This is a genomic window from Actinoallomurus rhizosphaericola (assembly GCF_024055675.1).
In the GTDB taxonomy this organism is placed as follows: Bacteria; Actinomycetota; Actinomycetes; order Streptosporangiales; family Streptosporangiaceae; genus Actinoallomurus; species Actinoallomurus soli.
In genome coordinates this window covers 355,641-381,654 of record NZ_JAMXMW010000002.1, presented here as the reverse complement: position 1 = coordinate 381,654, position 26,014 = coordinate 355,641, and the positions used below count along the sequence as shown (strand labels likewise).

Here is a 26,014-nt window from a genome sequence, read left to right as displayed (position 1 = left end):
ACCGGTTCCCGCCGCTTCGGCGGCGGGACCCGGACGGGCGCCCGCGGAGCGGCGTCCGTGACAGAGGCGGGAGAGTCATGGCACCGGGTCAGACGAGAGGGCACCGGTCCGTTCCGGTCGGCGGACTTTGGCGGGCGCTGGGGCTGACCCTCGCCTCCGCGGTCGTGTGGGGGGTCGCTCACGTGGCGGCCGGTCGCCGGGCCGCCGGATTCGCCCTGATGGGTCTTCTGGTGCTGCTCATAGGCGGCGCGGCGACGGCGGGCGAGCTGTTCCAGGACCAGCTGAAACAGCTCGTCGTCCAGAACACCTGGCTGAACGTCATCATCGCCGTGCTGCTGGCCCTGGCACTGGTGTGGGCCGCGGTGGTGATCCGGTCGTACCAGGTGGTGCGGCCGGTGGGTCTGCCGGCGGCGATGCGGGTGGCGTCGACGACGCTGGTCGTGGTGCTGTCGTTGTTGATCTGCACGCCGTTCGTGTACGCGGCGAACACCACCTATGTGCTGCGGGACACGTTGTCGAAGATCTTCCCCGGTGGCGACAAGTCCGGTCCGAAGGTGAACGCGGCGAATCCGTGGAAGAACCTGCCGCGGCTCAACGTGCTGCTGCTGGGCGGTGACGGCGGCAAGGACCGTACCGGCATCCGTACCGACAGCATGACGGTCGCCAGCATCGACACCAAGACGGGCAACACCGTCATGCTGAGCATCCCGCGCGGGCTGTACGGGTTCGACATGCCACCCCAGTTCCGATCGCGATTCCCGAACGGTTACACGGGCGAGGCCGGATGCGGTGTGGTCGGCAGAGACTGCGGCCTCCTCAACGAGCTGTACCTCTACGGTGAGAAGCACCCCGAACTGGAGCCGGGCTACGAGAAGGGCCAACGCGGACCCCACCTGCTCGAAGACGTGATCGGATACCTCCTGGGGCTGAAGATCCACTACTACGTGCTGGTGAACCTGTCCGGGTTCAAGGACATCGTGAACGCCATGGGCGGTGTCACGGTCCACATCGAGAAGCGGCTGCCCATCGGCGGGGAGCCGGAGCGGGGCATCCCGCCGTCCGGATACCTGCAGCCGGGCACCCACCACCTGAACGGCGAGCAGGCGCTCTGGTACGGCCGCAGCCGGCACGCCGACGACGACTTCCACCGCATGGACCGGCAGAAGTGCCTGCTCAAGGACATCGCCGAGCAGGCCGATCCGCAGAAGGTCGTCACCCACTTCGAGAAGCTCGCCGAAGCCGCGACCAACACGATCTACACCAACATCCCGTCGGCGCTGCTGCCCGCCCTGGTGAAGCTGTCCGGCACCGTCAAGCACGGCGCCGACATCACCAGCCTCACCTACAACCCGGACAAGATCCCCGGATTCCACACCGACCGGCGGGCGGACGCGACGATCATCCAGGTGATGCGCCGGACGGCGGCCAACGCCATCGCCGACAGCGAGAACCCGCACAAGCCGAGTGCGAGCCCGACCGTCAAGCGGCACAGGAAGAAGACGCCGACGACCTCGCCGACGACCTCGCCGACGGCCGGTACGACGGCCTCCAACGGCTCGGTCTCCCTCAAGAACGTCTGCGGCTGACCCGCCCCGGCGCCCCGGGCAGGGGCGTCGGACCGGCCAGGACATCACCGTTGACGATGCACAATGTGCGAATGACCCGCATCCCCCCGCTGCGCCGGCGCGTGCTCGTGGCGATCGTCGGCGTGGCCGCCCTCGCGGTCGTGCTGTTCGCGATGCCGCTGGCGATCGCGCTCCAGCGGCTGTACCGGGACGAGGCGATCAAGTCGCTCGAACGCGACGCGACGCGGATCTCGGCGGCGGTGCCCGACACGATCGCGCGGCGCCCGAAGCCGGTGACGCTGCCCACCGGCATGTCCCGGCACCTCAGCGTGGGCATCTACGACCTCGACGGCGACCGCGTCACGGGCCGCGGCCCGAGCAACTCGCCGGTCGCGGGGGCCGCCGGAGACGGCCGGGTCCACGAGGCGGTGGAGAACGGTCTGCTCGCCGTGTCCGCGCCCGTGCCCTCCGATGAGAACATCGTCGCCGTCGTCCGGGTGGCGACCCCGTACAAGCACATCAGCGGCCGGGTCGAACGCGCCTGGCTGCTGATGGTCGCGCTCGCCATCCTCGTCGTCGGGCTCGCCACCGTGGTGGCGCGGCGCCAGGCGGGCCGGCTCGCCGCACCGCTCGAAGGCCTCACGCGGGACGCCCAGGCGCTCGGCAGCGGCGACTTCAGCATCCGGGCCCGGTCCGTCGGCGTCCGCGAGGCGGACGCCGCCAGCCAGGCCCTCGAAGCGACCGCCCGGCGCCTCGGCGAACTGCTCGAACGCGAGCGCGCGTTCAGCGCCCACGTCTCCCACCAGCTGCGCACCCCCCTGACCGGGCTGCTCCTCGGCCTGGAGTCGGGCCTGACGGGGGAGGACCCGCGGGCGGTCATCCGCACGGCGATCGAGCGCGGCGAACACCTCCAAGAGATCATCGACGACCTCGTACGCCTCTCGCGCGGCAGCCCCGCCGACCGTGGAGTGCTCAACGTGCCCGCGCTGCTCGCGGAGATCCGCGCCCGTACGGACGTCACGGTGCGGATCGAGCCGGGCCTGCCCGAGGTCCGCGCCTCGCTGTCGGCCGTACGCCAGATCGTCAACGTCCTCGTCGACAACGCCGTCACCCACGGCAAGGCGCCCATCACCGTGTCGGCGGTCGACGTCGGCCAGGGACTGGCCATCGAGGTCGGCGATGGAGGGCCGGGCATCCCCGACGGCGCCGACGTCTTCCGCGGCCCCGCGGACGGGCACGGGATCGGCCTCGCCCTCGCGCGCTCGCTCGCCGAGGCCGAAGGAGGCCGCCTGGTCCTGCGGCGACCCTCGCCCCCGGTCTTCAGCCTGCTCCTGCCGACGAGCGACTACCGCTCCGCCGACTGACGGGCACGGACGCGCTCACGTCTCCGCGACCACGCCGCGCGCCGCGCTCAGGCCTCCGCGGCCACGCCGCGCGACACGCCTCCACCATCACGCCGCGCGACGCGCCTCCGCGACCACGCCGCGCGACACGGTCCCGCGACCACGCCGCGCGGCGCTCAGGCCTCCGCGGCCATCTCGCGCTCGTACCGGTAGCCGCGCCCGCGCAGCGTGGTGATCTGCCCGTACGGCCCGAGCTTGCGGCGCAGCGTCGAGACGTGCACGTCGAGCGTCTTCGTCGGGCCGAACCAGTTCTCGTCCCAGACCTCGTCCATCAGCTGCTCCCGGGTCACGACCTCGCCCGCACGCGTCACCAGCGCCGCGAGCAGGTCGAACTCCTTCGGCCGCAGCACCACCTCGGTGCCGGCCATGTGGACGCGCCGCGCCGGCAGGTCCAGCCGGAGCCGGCCGACGCTGATCACGCGGTCGCCCGGCTCGACGGCGCGGCGGCGCAGATGGGCGCGGATCCGAGCGACGAGCTCGGTCAGCCGGAAGGGCTTGGTCAGGTAGTCGTCCGCGCCCGCGTCCAGCGCGACGACCACCTCGAACTCCTCGGTCCGGGCGGTGAGCACGACGATGACGGTCAGGGGGAGCTCCGCCCGCAGCCGCCGGCACAGCTCGACTCCCTCGATGTCCGGCAGGCCGAGATCCAACAGGATGAGATCCGGTGGATGCGCGCCCACGTCCGCCAGCGCGTCCGCGCCGGTCGCCGCCAGGCCCGCTTCGTACCCACTTGCGGACAGTGCCTTCAGCAATTCGGACCCGATGATGGCATCGTCCTCCACCACCAGGATGCGTTCCCGCGTCACACGCCCGATCCTAGGGACCCTTCGCAGATGGTCGTCACGGGAAGCAGGGAAGTGTCCGTTTCGCCGGCGCGATCGTCGATCGCCGGGAGCGCCCGTCCTCCCGCCTCTACCGCTGGCGCAGCGGCCGCACCCGACGCAGCGGCCGGGTCAGGGAACGTTCCGACGCCCCGGCCGTTAATGTCCCTTCGTCGTTCTCCGCGCCGGCAGACCGTGGGCTGTCCGGGCCGGACGCGTCGCCCGACCGCCCACTCTGCTCGCCGTGCCGGTCTCGCTCCGTGTCGGCGGGTCGTTCACCCTCCGCACTCGCTTCGCGGGTGGTCTCGGCCCTTGGCCGCCCACTCCGCTCGCTGCGTCGGGTTCGTTCCCAGGTACACGGGCGGGTCGGTGACGTCTGATCTCCGGCGGCCTGGATGGCCAGGCTCATCAGGCTGATGAGCAACGAGCCCGCGGTGTCGGTGTCCAGACGCACGGTCACCCAGTCGTCGCCCGGCCGGACGACGATCTGCCCGGACTCGGCCAGCACCTGGTCGAGTCGCTCGATGAACGATCGGGTGAGCCGTAGATCGGCCTCGTCTCCGGTGTGCAGGTGGAGGATCTGGGTGCCGCGGTATGCGAAACCGCGACCGGCGCCGCACGACGGTCGACCGGTGGCCAGCCCGGGCCAGGTCGCCAATTGTGCGGCCACTCGTTCGGCTGTGCTCCGGTTCTTCGGAGGGCCCGTCACGGCCCCAGGATCCCGTGCTGCCGCCTTTCTCATAAGGGCCCGCGCCTCAATCGTTATCAATCGATTTACCGTTCTCTTCCTCTTCCCGCCACCACCGCGATGCACACCGGTCGTTTCCGCCGACGGGACGTACGGCCCACGGCCGGCGGAAGATCCCTGCACGAAGGCCGTACGGTGGACGGGTGATCTCTCGCAGCGACGTGGAAGCGGCTCGGGCCCGCATCGGCTCCCGGGTCCGTACGACTCCGGTGTTCGACGACGGCGAGCGGTGGTTCAAGCTGGAGCAGCTGCAGCACACCGGATCGTTCAAGGCCCGTGGGGCGTTCAACCGGATCCTCGCGGCCGCCGAGCAGGGCGGCCTCCCGGACGCGGGCGTGGTGGCGGCGTCGGGCGGCAACGCCGGCCTCGCCGTCGCCTATGCGGCGCGCGAGCTGGGCGTCCCGGCGGAGGTCTACGTCCCGGAGACCGCGCCCGCCGTCAAGGTGGCCGGTTTGAAGGCCCTGGGCGCCTCCGTCGTGCAGGTGGGACGCGAGTACGCCGAGGCGTACGAGGCCGCGACCAAGCGCGTGGCGGACACCGGCGCGCTCTTCTGCCACGCGTACGACCAGTCCGAGATATGCGCGGGCCAGGGCACGCTGGCGCTCGAACTCGAGGAGCAGACCGGCGGGGTCGACACCGTCCTCGTCGCGGTCGGCGGCGGCGGGCTGATGGCCGGGATCGCCGCCGCGCTGGAGGGCCGGTCCCGCGTGGTCGCCGTCGAGCCGTACGGCTGCCCGTCCCTGCACGCCGCCCTCGCGGCGGGCGAACCGGTCGACGTGCAGGTCTCCGGGGTGGCGTCCGACTCGCTCGGCGCCCGCCGGGTCGGTGACATCGCCTTCGGCGTCGCCCGCCGGACCGGCGTGACATCCGTCCTGGTGCCGGACGAGGAGGTCGTCACCGCCCGGCGAGAGCTGTGGCGGCGCTACCACCTCGTCCTGGAGCACGGCACCGCCGCCGCGTACGCAGCCCTCCTCACCGGCGCCTACCGCCCCGCCCCGGGCGAGCGCCTCGCCCTCATCTGCTGCGGCGCGAACACGGATCTCGCCGACCTTACACACCGTGAAGCCCTGTGATCATGCAGTGATAATCGGTAACGTGGCCGTCGAAATGGTCACTCGGAGGCCGGGTTGGAGACATGTCGGAAGAGCTGGGCAGAGACCTGTGTCCTCTCCCCCCTGAGGGATATTTCACCGCAGATGACCTCGACTCGACCCCGGATCTGCCGCCTCACATGCAGCTCGTCGACGGCCGCCTCGTGTCGGACTGGCCCCAGACCCAGTTCCACATGGTGACGATCTCGCATCTCGTGATGGAACTGCGACGGCTGGCCTCGCCGGACCTGCGAGTACGCCAGGGAATGACGGTCACCATCGGCATGCGGCAGCGACCGGAGGCCGACATCCTGGTCGTTCGCCCGGAGGGTGATGTCGGCATGGATCAGACGACCTATCGGCCGGAGCACGTCGTGCTCGTCGGTGAGGTGGTCTCTCTGGGATCCGCCGAGCGCGACCGGCGGCGGAAACCGCAGTTGTACGCAGAGGCGGGGATTCCACACTTCTGGCGTGTAGAGGGGACCGGGGGACGGCCGACGGTCTGCGTGTACGAACGCGACCCCGCAACCAACTCCTACGCGCTGACCGGAATCCACCACGATCGGCTGAAGCTGACCGTCCCGTTCGCCATCGATATCGACCTGACGGAGGCCGACCGGCTCTGAGGGGGCTCAGATCCAGTCGCGTTTGCGGAAGACGGCGTAGAGGGCGACGCCGGTGACGAGGAGCACGACGATGCTCGTCACGAAGCCCCAGTGCTTGCCGAAGCCCGGGTACGGGACGTTCTCGCCGTAGAAGCCGGTGATGGCGGTGGGCACGGCGATGACGGCGGCCCAGCCGGTGAGCTTCTTCATCACCAGGTTCAGGTGGTTGCCCTGCATGGCGATCCGCGTCTCCTGCAGGCTCGTCACCATGTCGCGCAGGCTGTCGGTCCACTCGGTGGCGCGCAGCACATGGTCGTAGACGTCCTGGAAGTACGGGGCCATGGGCGCCGGGATGACCTCGAGGTCGCGGCGCAGGAGCGTGTTGACGACCTCCCGCATCGGCAGGACGACCCGGCGCAGCAGGGCGAGGCTCTTGCGCAGCCGGTAGCTCCGCTGCTGGGTGTCGGGCGGGATGCGGTCCGCGAAGAGATCGCTCTCCAGATCGTCGATCTTGTCGTCGAGGGCCTGGACCGCTTCGAAGTGCCCGTCGACGATCAGGTCGAGCAGGCCGTGCAGGAGGTAGGCGACCCCGTACTGCGCCAGGTCGGACGAGCCGTCCCAGCGCTTCAGCAGCGCGTCGAGGTCGAACCCCTCGTCCATGCGGACGGTGACGAGCGCCCGGTCGGTGATGAACGCCGAGATCTCGTGCTTGTCCAGGCCGGTGCCGTCGTCGGTGAGGTGCACGGCGTACGCGTTGAGGAACAGGTGGCCGTCGTACCGGTCGAGCTTGGGGCGTTCGTGACCGCTGACGGCGTCCTCGACCGCGAGCGGCGACAGACCCAGCTCCTCGCTGATGAGGGCCAGGCCCTCGGAGTCGGGCGCGCAGAGGTCGAGCCAGACGACCGTGTCGGATTCGGCCAGGTAGTCACTGATCTGCTCGGCGGGGAAGTCCTCCTTCTCCAGCCGGCCGTTGCGCCAGACCCGGGTCCGGGGTTTCAGATCCATGAGACCAGCCACATGCGGGAGTGCCAGGACTCGTACGACATGACGTGTCCCGTCAGCACCGGATAGAAGAAGTAGAAGTTGGCCAGGACGGTCAGGACGTACGCGCCCGCGATCGCCGAGCCGAACACCCGGCGGGCCGGTGGCGCCGTCGCGGGACCGATGAGCAGGCCGAGCGCCAGCACGATGGACAGCACCATGAACGGCAGCATCGGCGTGGCGTAGAACAGGAACATCGTGCGGTGGTTCAGACCGTAGTAGAACCACGGCACCCAGCCCGCGAGGAAGCCCAGGAGGGTGGCGCCCGCGCGCCAGTCCCGTTGCACCAGCCACCAGGCGGCCACGATGAGCATCGTGACGATCGAGACCCACCAGATGGCGGGAGTGCCGATGTCGAGCACCTCGCGCGAGCAGGTGGGGGCTCCGCAGCCGGTCGGCTGGGTGTAGTAGAAGGAGACCGGCCGCTTGAGGATCAGCCAGTTCCACGGCCAGGACTGGTAGGGGTGGTGGGCCGACAGGGTGGTGTGGAAGTGCCACATCTGCTGGTGGTAGTCCCACAGCCGGGGCATCGCCTGGAAGAACGCCGTCACCGGGTTGGAGGCGACGCGGCCGCGGCCCCAGCCGCCCGCGTTGAAGATCCAGCCGCTCCACCAGGCGACATAGGTGATCAGGCTGAGGACGACGATGGACAGGAAGGCCGGCACGGCCTCGAAGGCGAACGCACCGGCGTACGGGCGGCGCACTCCGGCGGCCCGGCGGGCGCCCATCGACCATACGAGGACCAGGAGCCCGAACGCCGCGATGTAGTACAGCCCGGTCCACTTCGTGGCGGTGGCCGTGCCCAGGCAGAGGCCGGCGGGAATGAGCCACCAGTGCATGACGAACGGGCCGAGGCCGCCGTCCTCGCCGCGTTCGGCGATCTTACGGGCGAGCCTGGCGCGGGAGACGTCCCGGTCGATGACGATGAAGGCGAACCCGGCCAGGATCCAGAACATCACGAAGACGTCGAGGATGGCGGTCCGGCTGGTGACCAGGTGCATGCCGTCGAGGGCGAGCAGGAGGCCGGCCGCCGTGCCGAGGAGGTTCGACCGCGTCATCCGCCGGGCGACCCGCGCCAGGATCAGCACGGACAGGGTGCCGACCAGGGCGGCGGAGAAACGCCAGCCGAACGGCGTCATGCCGAAGATGGACTCCCCGATGGCGATCAGCCATTTCCCGGCGGGCGGGTGCGCGATGAAACTTCCACCGTCCGCCCAGATGTGGAGGTTCGGCGGATGCTGCAGCAGGAGCTTGTCGGCGTCCTTGACCGTGTTGTGCTCATAACCGAACTTCGTCAGCGCGTACGCGTCTTTGGCGTAGTACGTCTCGTCGAAGATGACGGCTCTGGGACTGCCGAGGTGCCAGAAGCGCAGGACGCCTGCGAACAGGGTCACGAGCAGGGGGCCGACCCACCCCATGAGTCTGCTGCCGGGCATGTCCGGGGTGAGCCACTGACGCAACGACAGTGGCCTTCTTCCCTGCTCGGGCCGTGTCTCGGGTTCGATTCCCGTCATCGCCACCACCCCGACATCGTACGGGCGGAAGCCGTGGAGCTCGTGCACTTCACCGTCAGAAACGATTCGTAACGACGCATTCGCCGTCCGCAGGGGGCCCGCCCGGACGAGCGGCGCACGGAACCGTCGAAGATGGGGGCGTGGAGAACATGGGGACGCTGACACTGGCCGCACCGACCGGAGGAGCGGAAGGCGCGTCGGCGCGGTTGCGCACGGCGCTGGCCGAGGCGGACGTCATCGCCGCGGCGGACCCCGGGCGCCTGCGGCGGCTCGCCGCGGACCTGGGGGTCTCCCCGTCCGCCCGGGTGGTCTCGTACCGCGACGCGAACGGGAGCGCCGGGGAGGCCGGGCTCCTCGACGAGCTCCGCGCGGGCCGCGACGTGCTGGTGGTCGCCGACGCGGGCCTGCCGGGCGCCTCCGACCCCGCGTACGGCCTCATGGCGGCGGCGGTGGAGGCGGAGGTGCCGGTGACGGTGCTGCCCGGTCCCTCGGCGGTGACGACGGCGCTCGTCGTCTCCGGGCTGCCCGGGGACCGGTTCTGCGCCGAGGGGTTCCTGCCGTCCGAGGACGCGGAGCGCGCCGCGCGGCTGCGCGCCCTCGCCGACGAGCCGCGCACGATGGTGTTCTCCGAGACGCCGGACCGGCTGGCGGGGACCCTGGAGGCGATGGCGGAGGCGCTGGGGGCCGATCGCCCGGCCGCCGTCCGCCGCGAACCGGCCGGGACGCCTGAGGAGGTGCGGCGCGGTCCGCTGGGGGAGCTCGCCGCGTGGGCCGCCGGCGGGGTGGGCGGAGACGTCACGGTGGTCGTCGCCGGGGCTCCGGAGGGAACGGAGCAGGTGGACGTGGGGGACCTCGCGGCGGAGGTGGAGCGCCGGGTGGGGGAGGGCACCCCGCGCAAGCAGGCGATCGGCGATGTGGCGCGGGAGCACGGAGTTCCGAAAAGAGAACTCTATGACGCGGTCATTGCCTACAAAGCGGATCATTGACCCTCATTTGAACTTAATTTTGCGGCGGCGTCTCCATCGAAAGCACCACTTGGCGGGGAAGATGACTTCGGTGCGTATTCCACGCGTGTACGCCGATTCCCCCGGGGGTGACGCCGATGCACGAATCCATGATCTCGAGTGAGACGTGGACGTACGAATGTCTGGCCTGCCTGCTCGAATGGCACGTCGAATTCGAGGTCGGTCACTGCGCCGACGGACACGGCGGTGAGGTCGTCTACTACCGCCGCAACGGTCAGCGCTGCACCTCTCCGTGGGCGGAGCTGTACTGCCCGTCCTGCGGGACGTACGACGTCAAGATCCTCCCGCCGGGCCGGCCGCGGAGCCAGGCCGTCCCGCCCCACCGTTACGCCGAACTGGAGATGATCTTCAAGTGCCGTAGGCTCCACGCCTACTGATCGGCCGCCGGGCGTGTTCCCGGTCCCGTACGGGCCGGGGCACGCCCTACGCCGGTACGGCGTCGCCGGACGACGAGGTGCCCTCCGCGTCCGTCCCGCCGCCCCGGCGCAGGACCGTACGGGCGAGCCGTGCCAGCTTCCGGCGGGGCTCGCCGGAGAAGGTGATCGCCGCTGCCATGCAGGCCAGCGGCACGGTGGGCAGGACGTACCGGTAGTCGAACTCGGCGGTGGCCGGCGGCACCAGGAGCAGCCCGGTCGCGGTGACCCACGGCAGCAGCGCCGCCCCGCCCCACCGCCGCCAGAGCGGGATCAGCCCGGCCAGGCCGACGATCAGGATTCCGCCGAGCAGCGTGCCGGGCAGGTGCACGAACCGCTGGTAGGTGCGGATGGTCGTGGCCCACGGATCGACGATCTTCGTCCGGGCGTTGCCCTGCTCGTACGTGTGCGCCTCGGACGCCGCCGTACGGTCCCTGCTCATCCGCCAGGTCGGCAACGCGGCGGATTTCTTGCTGAACTGGTACATCTCGTACGTCGCGCGGTCCGGGAAGACGGTGCGCTTCCACCGGAACGTGAAGAGGAAGTCCTTTCCGACGACCCGCAGATAGTCGAAGGGCTGCGCGATGATGGCCCGCTTGGCGAAGTCGCTGGCGAGCTGATTCTGGTCGTTGGTGAAGCGCTGATCCGGGATCCGGTGGAACGGCGAGTTGCGGTTCCAGATCGCGTCCTGGGAGAAGACCAGCGGCGTGTGCGAGGTCTTGTTGTTCTTGCACAGGGCGTACTCGGTCACCGGCGGCTTGATCTTGTTGCAGTCCGCGAACGCCGACACCCGCGCGTACAGGAAGACGCCGCTGCTCATCGTCATGCCCGGCTTGCCGTAGTACGACCAGAACCAACCGGCGTAGGCGGCGAGGGGCAGCGCGCACACCGCGACCGTGGCGACGATCACACGCCACTTGATCCGCCGCACCAGGAAGTAGACGACCACCGCCAGCAGGACCGGCGTGCCGACCGAACGGGTCAGCGTGGCCAGCCCCAGCAGGAGCCCCGCGAGGGCGCCGGTCTTCCAGGTGAGGTCCCGTCCGTGCCACAGCAGCAGCGTGACGACCGACACGAGCAGGAAGCCGAACATCGTGTCGGACAGGATCAGGTGCTCGAGCTGGATCTGGTAGCCGTCGTACAGTACCGGGAACGTCGCCAGGCTCGCCCCCCACGCCGGCAGGCCGAACCTCTTGCGCAGCAACGCGTAGATCATCACCGCCGACGCCAGGCCCATCAGGTGCTGGATCGTCGCGATCAGCATGAAGCTGTGGAACGGCTTCAGGATCCACAGCAGGAAGGAGTAGCCGTCGGGGCGGATCGGGTGCGGGTACGGCGCCATCGCGACGTGCAGGTAGTCGAACGAGTCGTTGAACCACGACGCGGGCCGGTAGCCCAGGGTGGCGATCATCCGGAGCAGTGCACCGATCGCGAGCACCACGGTGAAGATCTTGTGCCGCCGTACGAGTGCCCGCAGCCCGGAACCACCAACGGCCGGCGTCTTTTCCGTCACATTCTCGTCAACCGTCGTGACCTGCGATTCCTCGTCGGAACGCGTATTGGTCACGACGGTGGACCCGCCCCGCTCTCCGGCGTTCGTCAAGTCCGGACCGACCTTCCTGGACCGCACAGCCCCTATCCTGATATCCCCAGCCTGCCGTCGCATCCGTGCTCCAGGTGGAGTTAAAGGTTGCGACTTTGCAACACGCGGTCGCTCGTCGGCAGGCATCATGGATAACACGCGCCACTTGTCGGAACACGACGAGGTTAGTCGAAAAGCCCCCAAGCCAGTGCTGTGGGGTGATGGAGGACACGACGTGGAACTCTCCGTAGTGATGCCGTGCTTGAACGAGGCCGAGACCGTCGAGACCTGTGTTCGCAAGGCACTCGGCTTCTTCGCCGAGCACGGTGTCGACGGCGAGGTCATCATCGCCGACAACGGCAGTACGGACGGCAGCCGGCAGCTCGCCCGCGACGCGGGCGCCCGGGTGGTCCCGGTGTCCGCGAAGGGGTACGGCAACGCCCTGATGGGCGGCATCCGCGCCGCCCGCGGCACGTACGTCGTGATGGGCGACGCCGACGACTCCTACGACTTCACCGCCCTCATGCCGTTCCTGGAGCAGCTGCGGGACGGCGCCGACCTCGTCATGGGCAACCGGTTCAAGGGCGGCATCGCCCCCGGCGCCATGCCGCCGCTGCACCGGTACCTCGGCAACCCGGTGCTGAGCTTCGTCGGCCGGCTGTTCTTCGGCAGCAAGATCGGTGACTTCCACTGCGGGCTGCGGGCGTTCCGGCGGGACTCGATCCTGCGGCTGGAGCTGCAGACCGGCGGCATGGAGTTCGCCAGCGAGATGGTGGTCCGCTCCACCCTCGCCGGCTACGACATCCGCGAGGTCCCCACGACCCTGTCGCCCGACGGCCGGTCGCGCCCGCCGCACCTGAGCACGTGGCGCGACGGATGGCGCCACCTGCGCTTCCTGTGCCTGTACAGCCCGCGCTGGCTGTTCCTGATCCCCGGCCTGCTCATGATGGCCATCGGGCTCATCGCGGGCGTCGCCCTGGCCACCGGGCCGATCCACGTGGGCGACGTCGCGTTCGACGTCGACACCCTCGTCGGGGCCTCGGCGGCGGTGGTGATCGGCTTCCAGGCCGTGATCTTCGCCTTGCTGACCAAGGTGTACGCCATGGAGGAGGGCTTCCTCCCCCATGACAAACGGGTGCAGCGCGTCATCGACAGCTGGAGCCTGGAACGCGGTCTCGTCGTCGGCGGGCTGCTCGCGCTCGCCGGTCTCGTCGGGCTGGTCGCCTCGCTGGCGCACTGGCAGGGGCACAGCTTCGGCGAGCTCGACCCGCGGGACGCGTTGCGCATCGTCGTGCCGTCGGCCACCGCGCTGATCATGAGCTTCCAGATGATCTTCGCGTCGCTGTTCGTGAGCATCCTCGCGATCCGCCGCCGCTCGCACCCGCCCGTGATCGACGTGGTCGACGAGGCCACCGACGTGGTCGAGGCCGCGGCGGACAAGGTCCGGAGCGAGGCGCTCGACGCCGAGGCCCCCGCGGACCCGCGCGACGACACGGACACCGACGGAGACGCGGCCGGTGCCGCCGAGGACGCGGCCGAGACGCCCGAGGCGGAGACGGTTCCGGCGGAGGCCGTGTCGGCGGAGGCCGGCGCGAGCGCCGAGGGCGCGGCCGACAAGACCGCCTGACCTCACCCGCCCAGAGGCCCCGGTGACCCACCGGGGCCTTTTTCCTGGGCTCCCCAGGCTGCCGAGGGGCTGTCGGGGGGCTGTCCAGGCGAAATGCGCCGGGTCCTCGGTCGCTGAGCGTTTTCTTCATCGTTCAGCGAACTCTCCACCGATGTTCAGCGTCTAGTTGATCATTACCGATCGATGAGGGCGCCCCCGTGACGAACCTGCTCATCCCGGCACCACCGCGGCCGTACGGCACTTCGGCACCCCGGCGGCCGCTCGGCGGGCACGGGGCGTTCGCGGTCCTGCTCGCGCTCGCCGCCGGCCTGCGGATCACCACGATGCTCGGCTACCGGCCGGCGCGGATCTACTACGGGGACTCTTTCGCGTACCTGTCCCTGGCCGCGCACCCCCGCCCCTCGTGGGGGTTCCAGCCGAGCGGCTATCCGTTCCTGCTCGCGCTGCTGCGGCCCTTCCACAGCGTCACCTTCGTCGTGGCGACGCAGCACGCCCTCGGACTGGCCACGGGCATGCTGGTGTACGCCGTGCTGCGGCGGCACTCGCTGCCCGCCTGGGGCGCGGCGGCCGCCGCCGTCCCGCAGTTGTTCGACGCGTCGTTCCTGCAGCTCGAACACGCGGTGCTGTCCGACGCGCTGTTCATCTTCCTCGTCGTCGCGGCGATCACGGTTCTGATGTGGTCGCCGGGACCGGCCACGCGCGCCGGCGCCGCCGCGGGCGCGCTGCTCGGCCTGGCGGCGCTGACCCGTACGATCGCGCTGCCGCTGTTCCTCCTGGTCCTGGCGCATCTCGTCGTCCGCCGGACCGGCCGGCGGCCCGTGCTGGCGACCGCGGCCGCCGGCGTCCTCCCGATCGCGCTCTACGCGAGCTGGTACGCCTCCGTCTACGGCCGGTTCACCCTCGCCGGTGGCGACGGCGTCGCGTTGTGGGCGCGCACCATGACGTTCGCGAACTGCCGGGTGATCCACCCGCCCGAGCGGGAGGCCCGGCTCTGCCCGGCCGGGACGCGCCAGGACGCCGCGGGGGAGTACGTCTGGGCGGCCGACTCGCCGATCAACCGCTTCCCCGGTGGGCCGGCCGCCGCCAACGACGTGGCACGCTCCTTCGCGCTGCGCGCGATCGCCGCCCAGCCGCTCGACTACGCGGCCGACGTCGCGCGAGACGTGTCGCTGGCGTTCCACTGGACTCCGGCGCGTCATCCGAAACGGGTGACCCCGGCCTTCGGCTTCGCGAAGGGCCGGGTGCCGCTGCCGGACGTCCCGGAGGCGAGGAGGGCCCTCGCCTCGTACGACCCCGGGGCGGGTGACTATCGCTCCGTCGAGCCGTACTCGGGGTTCCTGCGCGTGTACCAGTACCCGGCCTACCTGCGCGGTCCCGTGCTGGCCGCGATCCTGGCCGTCGGGGCCCTGGGCGTACGGCGGCGCGCCCGCCTGCCCTGGATCGCGGCGGCGGCGCTGCTGGTGCTCCCGGTGGCCGTCCTGGACTTCGACCACCGATACGTCCTGCCGGTGGTCCCGGTCGCCTGCATCGCGGCCGCGCTCGCGGTGGCGGACCTGCGGATGGGCCGCCGCCACCCGCTCCCGCCGCGGTCGCCTCTGCTCGACGACTGAGCGGCGTCTCACTCGATCTGAATCTCGCACACGACGCCCACGCGCTCGACGACGAGGAGCCGGACTCGGCATGGTGATCGTGCCGGAAAGGTGATATCGGAGTGAGTCATCGGCGGGCGGCCCTTAGGCTTAGCACATGTCCAGCCGTCACATCCTGACCGCGCCCGCCTGGCCGTACGCCAACGGGCCCCGCCACATCGGGCACGTCTCCGGCTTCGCGCTGCCCGCCGACATGTTCAGCCGCTACCAGCGGATGGCGGGCAACAAGGTCCTGATGGTGAGCGGCACCGACGAGCACGGCACCCCCATCCAGGTCCAGGCCGACAAGGAGGGCGTGTCCGCCCGTGAGCTGGCCGACCGCTACAACAAGGTGATCGCCCAGGACCTGCACGGCCTCGGCATGTCGTACGACCTGTTCACCCGGACGACGACGCGCAACCACTACGCCGTCGTCCAGGAGATCTTCAAGGGCCTGTACGACAACGGCTACGTCTTCACGAAGAAGGCGATGGGCGCGATCTCCCCCTCCACGGGACGCACCCTGCCCGACCGCTACATCGAGGGCACCTGCCCCATCTGCGGGTACGACGGGGCACGCGGCGACCAGTGCGACAACTGCGGCAACCAGCTCGACCCGATCGACCTGATCAACCCGCGGAGCCGCATCAACGGCGAGACGCCGAAGTTCGTCGAGACCGAGCACTTCTTCCTCGACCTGCCCGCGTTCTCCGAGACCCTCGGCTCGTGGCTGCAGGGCAAGGAGGGTCTCTGGCGGCCGAACGTCTACAAGTTCACCCGCAACCTCCTCGACGACATGCAGCCCCGGCCGATCAGCCGCGACCTCGACTGGGGCGTGCCCGTGCCGCTGCCGGACTGGGTCGACCGGCCGGACAAGCGGCTGTACGTCTGGTTCGACGCGGTCGTCGGCTACCTCTCGGCCTCCGTCGAGTGGGCGAAGCGCAGCGGCGACCCCGACGCCTGGCGCGCCTGGTGGCAGAACCCCGACGCCGAGACGTACTACTTCATGGGCAAGGACAACATCGTCTTCCACGCCGAGATCTGGCCGGCGATGCTGCTCGGCTACAACGGCGCGGGTGACAAGGGCGGCACGGCCGGCTCCCTCGGGAAGCTCACCCTGCCCACCGAGGTCGTCTCCTCCGAGTTCCTGACCATGGAGGGCAAGAAGTTCTCCTCCTCGCGCCAGGTCGTCATCTACGTCCGCGACTTCCTCGAGCGGTACGACGTCGACGCGCTGCGCTACTACATCGCGGTCGCGGGCCCGGAGAACCAGGACACCGACTTCACCTGGTCCGAGTTCGTCCGCCGCAACAACGACGAGCTCGTCGCCACCTGGGGCAACCTGGTGAACCGCTCGATCTCCTTCGCGGCCAAGAACATCGGGGAGATCCCGGCCGCCGGTGAGCTGACCGACCTTGACCGCGACATCCTGGAGCGGTCGCGCAAGGCGTTCGACGCGGTCGGCGCCGAGCTGTCCCGCTCGCGGTTCAAGAACGCCGCGAACGAGGCCATGCGCACCGTCGCCGAGGCGAACAAGTACCTGTCCGAGCAGGCGCCCTGGAAGCTCAAGAACGACGACCCGGAGCGGATGAAGACGATCCTGCACGTCGCGCTGCAGCTCGTCGACGACGCCAAGTCGATGCTCACGCCGTTCCTGCCGGGGTCCTCGGAGAAGGTCCACCGGATGCTCGGCGGACAGGGCGAGTGGAGCGGCGCCCCGGAGATCCGCGAGGTCTCCGAGGAGGGCGGCCCCGACTACCCGGTCCTCACCGGGTCCTACGACACCGAGGCCCGCTGGGAGTCGCGCCCGATCGTGGCCGGCACGCCGCTGGCCCCGCCCAAGCCGCTGTTCGCCAAGCTGGACCCCTCGGTCGTGGACGAGGAGCTGGCCCGGCTGGAGCAGTCCTGAGTCCGGGCTCATACCCGGCCGCGGCACCGGGGAGGGTGCTCGTATGAGCGAGAGACCGGAGAACACGTCGGACGGCTTCCGCGGCGCGGCCTTCCCGCCGCTGCCCGAGGCGCTGCCGGTCGAGGTGTTCGACAGCCACTGTCACCTCGACATTCTCGAGGTGCCTATCACGGAGGTGCTCGCCGCCGCCCACTCGGTCGGCATCCGGCGGGCCGTCACCGTGGGCTACGACCTCGCCTCGTCGCAGCACGCCGCCGACGCGGCCGGAACGTACGACGACGTGTACGCGGCGGTGGCGATCCACCCGAACGACTCGGGTGACGCCACCGCCGACGTCCTCGCCGACATCGCCAAGCTCGCCGCGCTGCCCGACGTACGCGCCGTCGGCGAGACCGGCCTGGACTACTACCGCGACTGGGCCTCGGCCGAGGACCAGCAGCGTTCGTTCCGCGCCCACATCGACATCGCCAAGCGCACCGGCAAGGCCCTCGTCATCCACGACCGGGACGCCCACGACGACGTGCTGCGCATCCTGGAGGAGGAGGGCCCGCCGGACACGGTCGTCTTCCACTGCTTCTCCGGCGACCGGGAGATGGCCAAGGTCTGCGCCGACCACGGCTACTACATGAGCTTCGCGGGCAACGTCACCTTCAAGAACGCCGCGAACCTGCGGGAGGCGGCCGCCGTGGCGCCCCTGGAGCTCATCCTCGTCGAGACCGACGCCCCGTACCTCACCCCGGTGCCGCACCGCGGCAAGCCGAACGCCCCGTACCTCGTCCCCCTGACCGTCCGCTGCCTCAGCGACGTCAAGGGCGTCGACCTCGCCGACCTATGCGCCGCCATCGCCGCCAACGGCGAGCGCGTCTTCGGCCCCTGGTGACCCCGAATACACGAAGTAGCTGAACGATCACGCTCGCGGGTCATACATTCGGCGTCTAGGATGTATGACATGAAGGGCGCGGGCTTTGCTCGTCATCGAAACGATCGAGTGGGACGACGGAAACCTCGACCATGCGCTGCGACGCGTGACGCGAGATGCGGTCGAGCAGGTGTTCGTCAACGGACCGATGATCCGACGCAACAGGCGCGGGCGGGCGGCGGATTATCTCGCGCTCGGTGTGACTGACGGCGGGAGGAAGCTCGCAGTGCCCTTCGCGTATGACGCCGGTGGACGATCCGCCCGGCCCGTGACGGCTTGGGAGGTATGACGGTGAGCAAGTCAGAGATGTCCGACGCCGACGCGGCCGAGTTCTACTACGAGCAGCGCGACGATCCGGAAGTATGGGGCGAGCAGGTAGAGGCCCGAGTCTCTCGGAAGTTGGACAGCGTCGTCTCCGTCCGTTTCAACTCCGTGGAGATCGAACGGATCCAGCAGGCGGCCGACGCGGCCGGCCTGAGCCTGTCCGCGTTCATCCGCCGAGCCGCGCTGACGGCGCCGGGCGCCGAGGTGATCGACCTCGAACGAGCGCGCAAGGACATGGCCCAGGCACGGCGTTTCGTCATCGACGCGCTGCGGGCACTGCACGCCTGATCACTGGCATTCGCCGTCCCCTAGAGGCAGCGACCGCCAGTGATCAAGGGACGGTGGCCGGGCGGCCACCGTCGTACGGGAGACTGGGTCCGTGGGTGAACGACTTCTCGGGCCGGCGGACGTCCGCGCGCTGGCCGGCGGCCTGGGACTGCGGCCGACCAAGACACTCGGGCAGAACTTCGTCATCGACGCCAACACCGTGCGCCGCATCGTCCGCGACGCCGACGTCGGCCCGGAGGACGTGGTCCTGGAGGTCGGTCCCGGGCTGGGCTCGTTGACCCTGGCCCTGCTGCCGGTCGCGAATCGCGTCGTGGCCGTCGAGGTCGACCCCGTCCTCGCCCAACGGCTGCCCGAGACCGTCGCCGAGCGCGCCCCCGACCTCGCCGGCCGCCTCGACGTCGTGCCCGACGACGCCCTGCGGGTCACCGAACTGCCCGGCTCGCCGCCGACCGCGCTCGTCGCGAACCTCCCGTACAACGTCGCGGTGCCCGTGGTGCTGCACCTGCTCGGAACGTTCCCGTCCCTCCGGCACGGGCTGGTCATGGTGCAGGCCGAGGTCGCCGACCGGCTCACCGCCGGGCCCGGCGGCAAGGTGTACGGCGTGCCGTCGGTGAAGATGGCCTGGTACGCCCGGGCCCGCCGCGCCGGGAACGTCGGCCGCGCGGTGTTCTGGCCCGCGCCGAACGTCGACTCCGGGCTCGTCGCCTTCACCCGCCGCGAACCACCGACGAGCGCGGTCTCGCGCAAGGAGGTGTTCGCCGTCATCGACGCGGCCTTCGCCCAGCGCCGCAAGACGCTCCGCGCGGCCCTGGCCGGCTGGGCCGGTTCGGCCGCGGCGGCCGAGGAGGCCATTCGAGCCGCCGGAGTTGACCCGACGGCCCGCGGCGAGTCCCTCGACGTCGTCGCCTTCACCCGCATCGCCGAACACCGGCCCTCGTCGCCTACGATCGGTTGACCGTGACCACTGTGACCGTGCGCGTGCCCGCCAAGGTGAACCTCCAGCTGAGCGTCGGCCCCGTCCGCGACGACGGCTACCACGACCTCGTCAACGTCTTCCACGCCGTCTCGCTGTTCGACGAGGTGACCGCCACCCCCGCCGACGCGCTGAGCGTCACCGTCGAGGGCCCGTCGAACGTGCCGACCGGCCCGGACAACCTCGCCGCCCGCGCCGCCGCGCTGCTGGCCGAGCACATCGGCAGGCGCCCCGACGTCGCGCTGCACATCCGCAAGGACATCCCGGTCGCGGGCGGCATGGCCGGCGGCAGCGCCGACGCGGCCGCCGCCCTGCTGGCCTGCGACGTCCTGTGGGAGGCCCGTCTCGACCGCGAGACGCTGCTCGAACTCGGCGCCCGGCTCGGCAGCGACGTCCCGTTCGCCCTGCTCGGCGGCACCGCCGTCGGCCTGGGCCGGGGCGAGCGGCTGACCTCGGTCGAGGTCACGGGGGAGTTCCACTGGGTGTTCGGGTACGCCGACGGCGGCCTGTCCACGCCCGCGGTGTACGCCGAGTGCGATCGGCTGCGCGCAGCCGGGGAGCAGGACAGCGTGTGGCCCCAGGTGTCGGACGACCTGATGACCGCCCTGAAGACCGGCGATGCCGAGGCCCTCGGCCGGGCCCTCCACAACGACCTGCAGCCGGCGGCCCTCAGCCTCCGCCCGTCCCTCCGCGACGCGTTGACGGCCGGTCGCGGCGCGGGCGCCCTCGGCGCACTGGTGTCCGGCTCCGGTCCAACGTGCGCCTTCCTCGCCGCCTCCCTGGACCACAGCGCCGAAGTCGCCGCCGCTTTGAACGAGTCAGGCCGCTTCGCCGCCGTCCGCCCCGCCTTCGGCCCGGTCCCGGGTGTAACCCTGCTGTAGCGCAGTTTCGGTCAGGGACGGATGGTGCGAACGTTCGTCCCTAATGCCGAATCGTCACGGCTCGGTAAACCGAACGGCTAATGGCCTGGACGTTCCCTGTCAGGATCCGTAAAGTTTTAGGACGCTTTGGGGATCGACGGGGCACGCAGGGGATGACGCGATGACGGTGACCGCCGCATCGAAGCCCCTGCTGGAGCAGTGCATGTACGGGGTGCTCGCATGCGAGGAGGCCAAGACCGATGCCGCCGGTGAACGCGAACTCGGCTCCACTTCAGACGTACAACGACTGGCCGGGAATCGACGACCACGGCAAGCTCCGCGTCGACACGTCTCAGGTCAGAGCGGTCGCCAACAAACTCGAAGGCCTTCTCGAGCACCTCCTCGCGGCGAGTGAGCGCCTGAAACCGCTCGAAAACCCGGAAGCGCTCGGCACGTGGGACGCCGCGTTGGGATTGCAGCCCAGTGTCGAAGCCGGCCACCATGCCCTCGCCGAGCAGCACAGCCGCATCCTGCACGCTCTGCTGAGCACCATCCACAAGCTGCACCAAGCGGCGAACGTTCATGACGCGAACGAAGCGAACCTTGCCCGCCGGATCGCTGCGCTGGACAAGCGTCTACACGTCGCCCCCGGGGGCAGCGCGATGAGCTATGACTTCTCACCGACGTCGGCGCCGCCCAAGTCACAGGCACCTGTAGCCAACTCTTTGAACCCGGATGGAAGGCACTGAGATGGCCGAGGGCTTCACGTTCCCTATGCGCGCCAGCGCTCCTTCGGGAACGCCCGGTGGGTACAACAGCCGCAAAGACATCGACGACCTGCTGAAGAAGACGGCTCCGGACGAAGTCAAGGCGGCTGGACAGAGCTACCAGGACTTCGCTTCGGCATACGAGACGGTCACAACCGACCTGGTCAAAGTCCGCGGCACGCTTCATGAAGCCTGGGGCGGAGCAGATGCCGCCGCCGCACAGTCCGCACTGCGGGAGATTTGGGCATCATCTGCGACCATTCAACGATCCGCGCAGGAATTCGGGGCTGCGATCCATGACTACGGGTCCAACCTGGATTGGTACCAGAAGAGGCCTCCGTCTAAAGACCTAGCCGAAGCACGGAGCTGGATGGCCGGCGCCAACGAACGCGTCTACCAGGCGTGGGCCGGGATGCCCTCAGACGTCAGCACCACCCTCCCGCCGGATAGCTCAGATTACGGTCATTCTCAAGCTGCCGGACTTCCGAAGGCCACAGGGAGGAATCCAGGTGGGAACCCTGCGGGCAGCCCTGCTGTAGATGGCAAAGCACCCCGTGCGGGCGAACACGCGCCGAAGGGTCGGAGCGGCGAGTCTGGGAGGTCTGCACTCGCCCCAGGTAATGGTCACCCGGCGTCGGGTGCCGATGACTCAAATACGCAGCTAGCGGGAACTTCACCGCTCGGTTCAAAGACTGAGATGCCCGGCGGTGGGACCGGCCTGCTGCCTAACGACTTGGGCGGTCGGACACCTGGAACAGGCATCAACACCTCGGCGCCAGGGGTCAGTGGTGCGGTGCTACCAGATGGTGCTGGCGTCATCGACCCACAGAATGGCCGTTGGGGGCAAGTCGGTAACCGTAGGGCTGTGAGTGATGCCGCAGCAAGCGCGGCCGAAGAGGCTCAAGCCACCGAAACAAGGGCTGCCAGTCAAGCCGCCGAGACGAGGGCTGCGAGCCAGGCGGGTGTGATGGGCCCTGCGGGCGGAGCATCAGGCGATCGCCGTGACCGCGAACGTAAGCGTACGACGTGGCTTACCGAAGATGAGGACGTGTGGACCGGCGGCGTTGAAGCCGGCACCCACCTCATTGGCGCCAGGGAAGCAAAGGGCGAATCAACGAGTGCCGCTGACGAAGCGGCGGAGCTCGTCCAGATCGATCTATCCAGCGATAGCAATGATCTTGATCAGCTCCTTCATGAGTTGGGCCTCGAAGACGGCGTCGAGGATCCGCAAGACGAGATCACCCGGCTAGGCGCGAAGGCCGAGCAACTGAAGAATCGGACGAGTCTCGATCAGGGACAGGCTGGAGCGATCAGTGAAGATTCGCCCTGGTACTTCGAGGAAGATGAGTGAAGATCGTTAGGCGCATCGCTGTAGGTCTTGTCGCCACCGTCGCTGCGGTGATGCCGACTACGAGGGCTGATGCCCTACCTCGGCCGCTTCAGGACCAATGGTGGTTCTCCGCCTGGGGGATCCAGAGCGATGTCTGGCCGACGACGACCGGTGCCGGTGTCACCGTCGCCGTCCTCGATACTGGGGTCAACGCCAAGTTGCCTGAGTTGAGCGGAGTCGTTCTTCCAGGAGCTGACACAACGGGGCATGACAGTGATGGCCGTAAGGACTTCGATTGGGATGCCGGTCACGGAACCGGGATGGCGGCGCTTATTGCAGCCCAAGGCGGTGGGACCACTGGCTATGTCGGCATTGCCCCAGAGGCGAAGATTCTGCCTATTCATGGCGCGGAACAACTCGGTGACCGAATTGACATCTTGTATCGAGCATTTGCAGACGGCATCAGATTTGGTGTTGACCACGGGGCTAAAGTGATAAGTATTTCTCAGGGGGTAGATTCGTCTCGCTTTCCTGGGCGTTGTGAACAAAGCATACAGGATGCCGTATCTTATGCGCTTCAGCATGACGTTGTGGTAGTCGCGGCTGCGGGGAACTCGGGGGGCAGTGGAAATCCGCCAATGATGCCTGCTTCTTGTGCTGGAGTGTTGGCGGTCGGTGCGATTGACAAGCATCTACAACCCTATGTCGGTACCGAGAGGCAGCCGTACGTCGCCGTAGCTGCGCCAGGTATCGGTGCCGTGATTGGGAAGGACGGGCTCTATTATCCAAAGGCCTGGGGGACGAGTATAGCGGCAGCTCTGACATCGGGTTCTGTCGCATTGATTCGATCGCGTAACCCAGGAATGTCGGCGCGTACCGTGGTGCAGCGTTTGATTGCGACAGCTCGTCCATTGGGCCCTGCGAAGTGGAACGAGCAGACGGGATATGGCGCGATTCAGATTACCGCCGCAATGAACCCGCAGCGCTATCCCGTCCCATCGAACGCGCCGAATCCTGTCTTCGATGCGTTCGACAAGTGGCAGGCATCTCATTCGGCTGCGAGTACCCGACCGGCACCGAAGCCCTCAGCCACGCGGCCTTCAGCGGAATCAGGCCATGCACGAAACGGGCTCGTCATCATCTCCCTCACCGCGGCCGGTGCCATCATCGTCATGCTCGTGGTCGGCGGTTTCGTGTGGCGACGGCGGACCCACGCCGCCGAGGCCGTTTCTACTGATGCCCGGTAAATACGCAAAGATGTAACTGATATCTAAAAAAAGTGACGGGTGAGAATGACTTCACCAAGCTACAACGCATCAACAGCTTCTAATGGAGACCTAAGCCCTCGATCGGCGAACGACCATGCGGTCCATAGTGCTTACGAAGCCCGGAAGAAGCTAACCGAAGGTGTCGCTTGGGTATACGTGCCCACTGTCCCAAGTAAGCCGTCCGAAGGCGCCGGCCCTCGAGAGGTCCAGTTCGAATTGCGGGCGCTCGCTGATGGAGCCGCTGCACTGCCCGTATTCACTGATCAACAGATGCTTGTAGAGCAGCTCGGCGAATGGCAGCCTTGGGAGAAGATTCCCGTTCTCGAGCTCTTGATCCAGATTTCGGAGGCCCAAGCGCGCGTCGTGGTGAACCCTGTCGTGGAAGAGGACGCTGACAGGTGGACCGCAGATCGGGTCGAAACTTGGAGAAGGGAAAATCTGTGAGCGACGGATACAAGGTCGTCTTTGATGACCTGGCGAGGGCATCGACCGAGTTCTCTCGGCAGGGTGAGGCCTATGCCAACCTGATGACTCAACTGGCCTGTCCATCAGGCGGAGACGTCACAATCGACGAAATTCTCAGCGTTACGTTGGGTGCCCTCTACGAGATGCACGTTGTGCTTTCACAGGCCGTAAGCGCCCATGCGTACAAGTTGGACTTTGCGCGTCGCAACTACCAGCAAACCGAGGGTGACATCTTCGACTTCTTGACAAGAAAGACGCCGTCGCCGAGTTATTGATACATGGAGTTTTTGCGATGTCTAGAAGCCCTTCGCCGTTGCCGGCTATCTCTGCTAGCTGGATAGGTGGCAATATTCAAGGCCTCTCGGGTCTTTCTCAAGTCCTCTACAATTTTGCGGAAAATAGCAAAGACCCCGTATCGGTTCTGAATCGGACGGTGGCTCGCTTGGTTCGTGAAAGCGGCGAGCGGGTATATCCAGGCTCGGCTGTAGGGGCCTTCAGGGACCAGTTCGGTCAGGATTCAGAGGACATCGGCTGGTTGTCTCAGCGTGCGATATCGATAGGGGACATCGTCGATGGCCTGGCGGTCAATCTCGCGAAGATTGAGTCATGGCTGGAGCGGCAAGCAGAGAAGGGTGTCGCCGCTGGATATGTTGTGATCGACCACGCGGGGAATATGAGTTTCCCGCATGGCACGTCGAAGCCAGAAGTGCAGAAGTTCATACAAGAGTTCGCCCAATGTCGAGAGCAAGCGCTGGCTGCTGCGAGTAAAGCTCGACAAGTGGCGGCTAGGAAGCTTTCCTCTGAGTACAAGGCGTTGGCGGCTGGCCTGAAGAACTACCGCGATAACCATAAGGACTTGCTGTCTCAGAACGAGGTTAACTCGCTCGCGAAAAGTTACTCGCTTCTCGAGGCTAACGATAAAAAGGCCGATAAGCTACTCCGTCATCACTCGCCTACCTTGCATTGGGGTGCTGGGGTGAAGGGTGCTTGGGCCGGGGCGAGCACCGTGGGCGGAACCGTGGCGCTATTCGCTACCGAGACAGGTCCCTTCGATCCCGCTATCGCAGGCGCTGCTGCGGCCGTCGCTGGTACTGTCGGATTCGTCAAGGGGGTCGTAACAGGAAATGGCGACCCGACGGATTGGTGATCGTCGTGCTTATCTTTTATGTAGTTGTGGGCGCCGCTCTTTGTGCTACCGGGTTTGTTGCCTTCTTGAGGGCAAATCGTGGGGTCGGTGATCCATCGATGCGCAACCTTCGATATTTGGCGGCGCTAGCATATCTTGTTATGGGTGTTGGCTTCCTCTCCAAAATTATCTGGAAAGAGTATTATATTCCAGCTTTTATTGCTTTTGTCCTCTGGTTTTTTGTGCAAGTCAAGATCTCCGCTTTCCGGAATGCGGGTAAGCGGTAATATTTGTCAGTGCTTCTAGCGAAGCGCTCGGTCAGGTGCTCCTCGCCGTCGCCTACTCGGTCATAGGTGTGTCGTTGATCGTGTGTGGTGTGGCGATCCTTCTCGGCAAGGGCCGGTGGAGTGCGAACAGGGCGGTCCTCGCCCCACCTTGGAGGCTATTAGTTGGCGTGCTCTGGGCTGTCGCGGGAATTGCGCTCATGCTTGTAGAAGTGTGGCACCCCTTCGTGCAGCTTGCGTCGAGTGCCGGCCTCCTTGGTGCGCTGACCTTCTTCTTTCGCAGGCGGGGGCGCGGCGACAGGACCATCACGCCGACGACGCCTGATCGGATATGCCGACTACCTTAGAGTCCAGATCAAGCTCAATTCCACGCAATCGCCATTGGCGTCACTGTAGGAGCTCTTTCGCCAAGTGGGGGAGTCGAACTGTGGGCTCATC

At 68.1% G+C, this 26,014-nt stretch carries 26 protein-coding genes; 20 read left to right on the top strand and 6 right to left on the bottom strand.

What is annotated here, in order from left to right; translation table 11 throughout:
- Positions 1–77: 77 nt before the first annotated feature.
- Complete coding sequence (locus NE234_RS05665; RefSeq protein ID WP_252777776.1) at positions 78–1,586, top strand: LCP family protein; 1,509 nt, start codon at positions 78–80, stop codon at positions 1,584–1,586.
- 71 nt (positions 1,587–1,657) lie between these two features.
- Positions 1,658–2,929 (top strand): sensor histidine kinase, encoded by a 1,272-nt coding sequence (locus tag NE234_RS05660; protein WP_252777775.1) that lies wholly within the window; start codon positions 1,658–1,660, stop codon positions 2,927–2,929.
- Between the two features lie 155 nt (positions 2,930–3,084).
- On the opposite strand, the gene NE234_RS05655 is transcribed toward NE234_RS05660, so the two are convergent.
- Both NE234_RS05655 and NE234_RS05650 read right to left on the bottom strand, forming a co-directional pair.
- On the bottom strand, positions 3,085–3,774 hold the full coding sequence (locus tag NE234_RS05655; protein WP_252777774.1) for a response regulator transcription factor: 690 nt from the start codon (positions 3,772–3,774) through the stop codon (positions 3,085–3,087).
- Positions 3,775–3,880: 106 nt separating this feature from the next.
- Positions 3,881–4,459 carry a luciferase domain-containing protein gene (locus tag NE234_RS05650; RefSeq protein WP_252777773.1) on the bottom strand — a complete coding sequence of 193 codons (579 nt, stop codon included), beginning with the start codon at positions 4,457–4,459 and terminating at the stop codon, positions 3,881–3,883.
- A 221-nt stretch (positions 4,460–4,680) separates the two neighbouring features.
- Here NE234_RS05650 and NE234_RS05645 point away from each other — a divergent pair, with 221 nt between their 5' ends.
- Together NE234_RS05645 and NE234_RS05640 are read left to right on the top strand one after the other, a co-directional pair.
- On the top strand, positions 4,681–5,610 hold the full coding sequence (locus NE234_RS05645; protein ID WP_252777772.1) for a threonine/serine dehydratase: 930 nt from the start codon (positions 4,681–4,683) through the stop codon (positions 5,608–5,610).
- A 158-nt stretch (positions 5,611–5,768) separates the two neighbouring features.
- Positions 5,769–6,254, top strand: coding sequence for a Uma2 family endonuclease (locus NE234_RS05640; RefSeq protein WP_308206844.1), 486 nt, complete (start codon positions 5,769–5,771; stop codon positions 6,252–6,254).
- A 6-nt stretch (positions 6,255–6,260) separates the two neighbouring features.
- Here NE234_RS05640 and NE234_RS05635 read toward each other — a convergent pair whose 3' ends face one another.
- Both NE234_RS05635 and NE234_RS05630 read right to left on the bottom strand, forming a co-directional pair.
- Positions 6,261–7,238 (bottom strand): magnesium transporter CorA family protein, encoded by a 978-nt coding sequence (locus NE234_RS05635; protein WP_252777770.1) that lies wholly within the window; start codon positions 7,236–7,238, stop codon positions 6,261–6,263.
- Positions 7,229–8,788, bottom strand: coding sequence for a dolichyl-phosphate-mannose--protein mannosyltransferase (locus NE234_RS05630; protein WP_252777769.1), 1,560 nt, complete (start codon positions 8,786–8,788; stop codon positions 7,229–7,231). The genes NE234_RS05635 and NE234_RS05630 overlap by 10 nt, the downstream gene beginning before the upstream one ends.
- Before the next feature lie 149 nt (positions 8,789–8,937).
- Between NE234_RS05630 and rsmI the strand changes: the two genes are divergently transcribed.
- A complete protein-coding gene (gene rsmI / locus NE234_RS05625) occupies positions 8,938–9,774 on the top strand; it encodes a 16S rRNA (cytidine(1402)-2'-O)-methyltransferase (RefSeq protein WP_252777768.1) in 837 nt (278 codons plus the stop codon).
- Between the two features lie 116 nt (positions 9,775–9,890).
- Complete coding sequence (locus tag NE234_RS05620; protein WP_252777767.1) at positions 9,891–10,190, top strand: hypothetical protein; 300 nt, start codon at positions 9,891–9,893, stop codon at positions 10,188–10,190.
- 46 nt (positions 10,191–10,236) lie between these two features.
- Here the strand turns inward: NE234_RS05620 and NE234_RS05615 are convergent, their stop codons facing one another.
- Entirely contained in the window at positions 10,237–11,739 is a 1,503-nt protein-coding gene (locus tag NE234_RS05615) for a hypothetical protein (RefSeq protein ID WP_252777766.1), read from the bottom strand.
- Positions 11,740–12,043: 304 nt separating this feature from the next.
- Here NE234_RS05615 and NE234_RS05610 point away from each other — a divergent pair, with 304 nt between their 5' ends.
- The 14 genes from NE234_RS05610 to NE234_RS05550 all read left to right on the top strand — a co-directional run bounded on the left by NE234_RS05610 (position 12,044) and on the right by NE234_RS05550 (position 25,313).
- Positions 12,044–13,435 (top strand): glycosyltransferase family 2 protein, encoded by a 1,392-nt coding sequence (locus NE234_RS05610; protein WP_252777765.1) that lies wholly within the window; start codon positions 12,044–12,046, stop codon positions 13,433–13,435.
- Positions 13,436–13,632: 197 nt separating this feature from the next.
- Positions 13,633–15,045 (top strand): hypothetical protein, encoded by a 1,413-nt coding sequence (locus NE234_RS05605; RefSeq protein ID WP_252777764.1) that lies wholly within the window; start codon positions 13,633–13,635, stop codon positions 15,043–15,045.
- A gap of 136 nt (positions 15,046–15,181) precedes the next feature.
- Positions 15,182–16,972, top strand: a complete 1,791-nt coding sequence (gene metG / locus NE234_RS05600) for a methionine--tRNA ligase (RefSeq protein WP_252777763.1) — start codon at positions 15,182–15,184, stop codon at positions 16,970–16,972.
- 43 nt (positions 16,973–17,015) lie between these two features.
- Positions 17,016–17,852, top strand: a complete 837-nt coding sequence (locus tag NE234_RS05595; RefSeq protein ID WP_252777762.1) for a TatD family hydrolase — start codon at positions 17,016–17,018, stop codon at positions 17,850–17,852.
- A gap of 85 nt (positions 17,853–17,937) precedes the next feature.
- Entirely contained in the window at positions 17,938–18,180 is a 243-nt protein-coding gene (locus tag NE234_RS05590) for a BrnT family toxin (protein ID WP_252777761.1), read from the top strand.
- Between the two features lie 2 nt (positions 18,181–18,182).
- A complete protein-coding gene (locus NE234_RS05585) occupies positions 18,183–18,503 on the top strand; it encodes a plasmid mobilization protein (protein WP_252777760.1) in 321 nt (106 codons plus the stop codon).
- Positions 18,504–18,594: 91 nt separating this feature from the next.
- Positions 18,595–19,458 carry a 16S rRNA (adenine(1518)-N(6)/adenine(1519)-N(6))-dimethyltransferase RsmA gene (rsmA, locus tag NE234_RS05580; protein ID WP_252777759.1) on the top strand — a complete coding sequence of 288 codons (864 nt, stop codon included), beginning with the start codon at positions 18,595–18,597 and terminating at the stop codon, positions 19,456–19,458.
- Positions 19,459–19,469: 11 nt separating this feature from the next.
- Positions 19,470–20,357 carry a 4-(cytidine 5'-diphospho)-2-C-methyl-D-erythritol kinase gene (locus tag NE234_RS05575; RefSeq protein WP_252778166.1) on the top strand — a complete coding sequence of 296 codons (888 nt, stop codon included), beginning with the start codon at positions 19,470–19,472 and terminating at the stop codon, positions 20,355–20,357.
- Between the two features lie 239 nt (positions 20,358–20,596).
- Positions 20,597–21,085, top strand: coding sequence for a hypothetical protein (locus NE234_RS05570; RefSeq protein ID WP_252777758.1), 489 nt, complete (start codon positions 20,597–20,599; stop codon positions 21,083–21,085).
- Between the two features lie 883 nt (positions 21,086–21,968).
- Complete coding sequence (locus NE234_RS05565) at positions 21,969–22,454, top strand: hypothetical protein (protein ID WP_252777757.1); 486 nt, start codon at positions 21,969–21,971, stop codon at positions 22,452–22,454.
- Positions 22,451–23,680 carry a S8 family serine peptidase gene (locus NE234_RS05560; protein ID WP_252777756.1) on the top strand — a complete coding sequence of 410 codons (1,230 nt, stop codon included), beginning with the start codon at positions 22,451–22,453 and terminating at the stop codon, positions 23,678–23,680. The genes NE234_RS05565 and NE234_RS05560 overlap by 4 nt, the downstream gene beginning before the upstream one ends.
- A gap of 45 nt (positions 23,681–23,725) precedes the next feature.
- Entirely contained in the window at positions 23,726–24,145 is a 420-nt protein-coding gene (locus tag NE234_RS45805; protein WP_406566946.1) for an SseB family protein, read from the top strand.
- Positions 24,142–24,441 (top strand): DUF6317 family protein, encoded by a 300-nt coding sequence (locus tag NE234_RS05555; protein WP_252777755.1) that lies wholly within the window; start codon positions 24,142–24,144, stop codon positions 24,439–24,441. The genes NE234_RS45805 and NE234_RS05555 overlap by 4 nt, the downstream gene beginning before the upstream one ends.
- A 17-nt stretch (positions 24,442–24,458) precedes the next feature.
- A complete protein-coding gene (locus NE234_RS05550; RefSeq protein ID WP_252777754.1) occupies positions 24,459–25,313 on the top strand; it encodes a hypothetical protein in 855 nt (284 codons plus the stop codon).
- 601 nt (positions 25,314–25,914) lie between these two features.
- On the opposite strand, the gene NE234_RS45800 is transcribed toward NE234_RS05550, so the two are convergent.
- Positions 25,915–26,013: a DUF397 domain-containing protein gene (locus NE234_RS45800; protein ID WP_406566945.1), complete on the bottom strand. Its 99-nt coding sequence runs from the start codon at positions 26,011–26,013 to the stop codon at positions 25,915–25,917.
- Position 26,014: the final 1 nt, after the last annotated feature.

Coding starts and splice junctions, on each gene's coding strand:
- NE234_RS05665 (WP_252777776.1), top strand. CDS start 78: ATGGCACCGGGTCAGACGAGAGGGCACCGGTCCGTTCCGGTCGGCGGA.
- NE234_RS05660 (WP_252777775.1), top strand. CDS start 1,658: ATGACCCGCATCCCCCCGCTGCGCCGGCGCGTGCTCGTGGCGATCGTC.
- NE234_RS05640 (WP_308206844.1), top strand. CDS start 5,769: ATGCAGCTCGTCGACGGCCGCCTCGTGTCGGACTGGCCCCAGACCCAG.
- NE234_RS05635 (WP_252777770.1), bottom strand. CDS start 7,238: ATGGATCTGAAACCCCGGACCCGGGTCTGGCGCAACGGCCGGCTGGAG.
- NE234_RS05630 (WP_252777769.1), bottom strand. CDS start 8,788: ATGACGGGAATCGAACCCGAGACACGGCCCGAGCAGGGAAGAAGGCCA.
- rsmI (WP_252777768.1), top strand. CDS start 8,938: ATGGGGACGCTGACACTGGCCGCACCGACCGGAGGAGCGGAAGGCGCG.
- NE234_RS05620 (WP_252777767.1), top strand. CDS start 9,891: ATGCACGAATCCATGATCTCGAGTGAGACGTGGACGTACGAATGTCTG.
- metG (WP_252777763.1), top strand. CDS start 15,182: ATGTCCAGCCGTCACATCCTGACCGCGCCCGCCTGGCCGTACGCCAAC.
- NE234_RS05595 (WP_252777762.1), top strand. CDS start 17,016: ATGAGCGAGAGACCGGAGAACACGTCGGACGGCTTCCGCGGCGCGGCC.
- NE234_RS05570 (WP_252777758.1), top strand. CDS start 20,597: ATGCCGCCGGTGAACGCGAACTCGGCTCCACTTCAGACGTACAACGAC.
- NE234_RS45805 (WP_406566946.1), top strand. CDS start 23,726: ATGACTTCACCAAGCTACAACGCATCAACAGCTTCTAATGGAGACCTA.
- NE234_RS05550 (WP_252777754.1), top strand. CDS start 24,459: ATGTCTAGAAGCCCTTCGCCGTTGCCGGCTATCTCTGCTAGCTGGATA.
- NE234_RS45800 (WP_406566945.1), bottom strand. CDS start 26,013: ATGAGCCCACAGTTCGACTCCCCCACTTGGCGAAAGAGCTCCTACAGT.